Annotated in this window: 3 protein-coding genes and 1 other RNA gene; all 4 read left to right on the top strand. The window is 42.9% G+C overall.

The annotated features are described in order from the left end of the window. Positions 1 to 514: 514 nt before the first annotated feature. The 4 genes from PX636_RS01215 (at position 515) to PX636_RS01200 (ending at position 2979) form a co-directional block, all read left to right on the top strand. Entirely contained in the window at positions 515 to 790 is a 276-nt protein-coding gene (locus PX636_RS01215; RefSeq protein WP_223210417.1) for a type II toxin-antitoxin system Phd/YefM family antitoxin, read from the top strand. Further along, a complete protein-coding gene (locus tag PX636_RS01210) occupies positions 790 to 1215 on the top strand; it encodes a type II toxin-antitoxin system VapC family toxin (RefSeq protein ID WP_002757933.1) in 426 nt (141 codons plus the stop codon). The genes PX636_RS01215 and PX636_RS01210 overlap by 1 nt, the downstream gene beginning before the upstream one ends. A 197-nt stretch (positions 1216 to 1412) precedes the next feature. Continuing rightward, positions 1413 to 1803, top strand: a transfer-messenger RNA (tmRNA) gene (gene ssrA / locus PX636_RS01205). 9 nt (positions 1804 to 1812) lie between these two features. Next, entirely contained in the window at positions 1813 to 2979 is a 1167-nt protein-coding gene (locus tag PX636_RS01200; RefSeq protein ID WP_288115965.1) for a pyridoxal phosphate-dependent aminotransferase, read from the top strand. Positions 2980 to 3114 lie beyond the last annotated feature (135 nt).

The following is a 3114-nucleotide window of genomic DNA, read 5'->3' as shown; positions in this document are numbered from 1 at the left end:
TTTACGAGGTTGCAATACTTCCAGCGATTCTGGTATAATTTTGCATTATGCTATGATGCCTCTTATTGTAATTTTTAGGGTTTTAATGATCTGGGTTGTCTTAAAACCCTTGCTAAATCTAGACTTTTCCCTTGGGCAAAACCAAACAGTTCCGCCAATTCTCCCTTTTTTTCCGAACAACGTTGATCTAATTTTTGTGTAGTTTTGTTGCAAAGTCAAATTTTTTTTGACAAAATGGCTAAATTGTGGTATGGAGATAGATTGTTGATAGGTGGCCATTCAAAATAAGTTTGTTGATGGGGTTAGGAGTCGGTGGTCGGGAGGGGAAGTGAGAAGATCAGACAGAATATGAAGAATGAATGGCGACACAAGGAAAGCCCTGCTCTCAAAGCGTTTTCAATGCTGCTCCGATACGCGATCATCTTCAAACTTGACAACGCCGCCGATCGCGCATCAACCTTGAATCGACTCTGGTATGAGTGGAAATCGATATACTAGAATTATTATGGTCAAGATGTCCAACTTAAGATCAATGACAAAAATCCTCTCGACAGCCGAAGTGAAAGCGCGTCTTTCCGAATCGATCGATCTTGCTCTCCAAGAGGGCTACGTTGTCATCACCCGCTACGGCAAACCCGTGGCTGCCCTAGTGAGTTACGAAGATATCCGACAATTGCAACGACTGAGAAGCGCTCGTCAGAGGGGAGGGTTAGCGAATTTAAGCGAAAATTGGGAAGATTCCGAAGAATTAGCCGAAGAACTGGATAATATCTTGGACGAGAGAACCTGATGGCTTATCTCTTTGATACCGATGCTATTTCAGAGATGTTACGCAAGCGCCCGCTACTGGACTATCTGCAATGGTTACGATCGCTAGATCGAGAAAATCAATATACTAGCAGTATCACGATCGCCGAACTATATAAAGGTGCGTTCCGTTCCCCCAAGCGCAATGATTTTCTGGAAAAAATCGAAACGAGAATTATCCCCGAATTCACGATCCTGCCATTCGATCGCTTGACAGCGAAAATTTACGGAGAAATTCAAGCGCAACTAGAACAACAGGGAAATATTCTCGCCCATGCCGATTTACAGATCGCATCCACGGCGATTCAATCTAATCTAGAACTGGTTACGGGTAATATTCAACATTTCGCCCGTGTAGAAGCTTTACGGATTAATTACACTCTCGTCCACGCCAGGGCATCTTCATAAAATGTTCAGAGTTGAGGCAACTTCGGCATCAACCATGGCAGCTGGATCGCAAATATAGGATAACTTTCCCAAAAATCAGCGATAAAAACCTTTTTTACCGATCTAGCCAGGCTCTAACGCCTGGGAAGGGAAAAATCCTCAATTGAGCCGAAATTAGCTTAATCAAAAAATATGCTATAATCAGAATGTAAGCACAAGGGGCCGTAACGGTTTCGACAGGTTAGCGAAAGCTCCCCCGTGATACAGGTCGAGAGTGAGTCTCCTCTCGTAAATCAAAGGCTCAAACAAAAAGTAAATGCGAACAACATCGTTCCTTTCGCTCGTAAAGCCGCTCCTGTAGCTGCCTAATAGTCTCTAATCGACTCGAGCATTCATAGTTTGACTCCGTTAAGGACTATGGATAAACCCCCAACGGATGCCACGTTTAACTTTCTCTAGTTAGTTAACCGTCTAAGCTTTAACTAGAGCATCCCACTGTCCGGGATAAGTGACAGTCCCCGTTTCGAGGGTAATCGAAACTAAACCTGTGAATGAACGGACAGTCAATACCTAATTTGGACAGCAGTTCGACTCTGCTCGGCTCCATTGATTACTTTAATGAAAGACCTTCTCTCCCGCATGGACGGGGTACAAACACCGATTATTCCCGTGGTCGGTCAATTAATTAAAGCGAACCCCGGCACTATTTCCCTAGGTCAAGGGGTTGTTTCCTATGATCCACCCCGGGAGGCGATCGAATCTCTATCTTTATTTTTAGCCAATCCCAAAAATCATCAATATCAATCTGTGGCGGGAATTCCCCCCTTATTAGCAGTAATTCGGCAAAAACTAGCCGAAGATAATCGGGTAGAAATCAGCGATAAACAGGCAATTTTTGTGACGGCGGGCAGTAATATGGCCTTTATGAATGCCATTTTAGCCATTACTTCCCCGGGGGATGAAATTATTCTCAACACTCCCTTTTATTTCAATCATGAAATGGCCATAAAAATGGCTGATTGTCAAGTTATTTTGGTTGCCACAGACAAAAATTATCAATTGCGTCCGGCCGCCATTGAAGAGGCAATCACGGAAAAAACTAAGGCAGTGGTGACGATTTCTCCTAATAATCCCACGGGAGTAGTTTATCCAGAAAATACCCTAAGAGAAGTCAATCGAATCTGTCAAAAAAAAGGCATCTATCACATTCATGATGAGGCCTATGAGTATTTTACCTATAACCATGCCCGCCACTTTTCCCCGGCGGCAATTGTTGGTAGTGAATCCTGGACTATTTCCTTATTTAGTCTCTCAAAAGCCTACGGTTTTGCCAGTTGGCGCATTGGTTATATGGTAGTACCAGAACATTTATCTGAGGCGATTAATAAGATTCAGGATACTATTTTAATCTGTCCGCCGGTGGTTTCGCAATACGCGGCCCTAGGGGCGTTACAGGTGGGTAAAAGCTATCCTTTAGAAGAGTTAAAAACTATCAGTCAAGTTAGAGAAATTTGCCTGAATGCTCTAGAATCAATCGGCGATATCTGTGATGTTGCCACTGCGGAAGGGGCTTTTTATTTTTTCCTGAAAATTACCACAGACAAGAATGATTTTCAGTTAGTTAAAACTTTAATTGAGCGGCAGCGGGTGGCGGTGTTACCCGGTTCAACTTTTGGGATAACAGAAGGCTGTTATTTGCGTCTTGCCTACGGTGCTTTATCTCCAGAAACGGCTTTAACGGCAGTAGAAAGATTGGTAAAGGGACTGCGTTATTTTAGTCAATGATTTTGAAGAATAAATACTGGCTTTCTTTCTTGGTTTTTACTTTACCACAGCCTTTATCTTCAAGATAACGACTCCCCAAAACCAGAGAGTTTGTACCTCACAATTAAGATAACTGCTAAGTAGTCGTGCAAAATT

This window comes from Microcystis sp. M53598_WE2 (genome assembly GCF_030067735.1).
Lineage (GTDB): Bacteria > Cyanobacteriota > Cyanobacteriia > Cyanobacteriales > Microcystaceae > Microcystis > Microcystis aeruginosa.
This window is presented reverse-complemented; position numbering and strand designations above follow the sequence as displayed.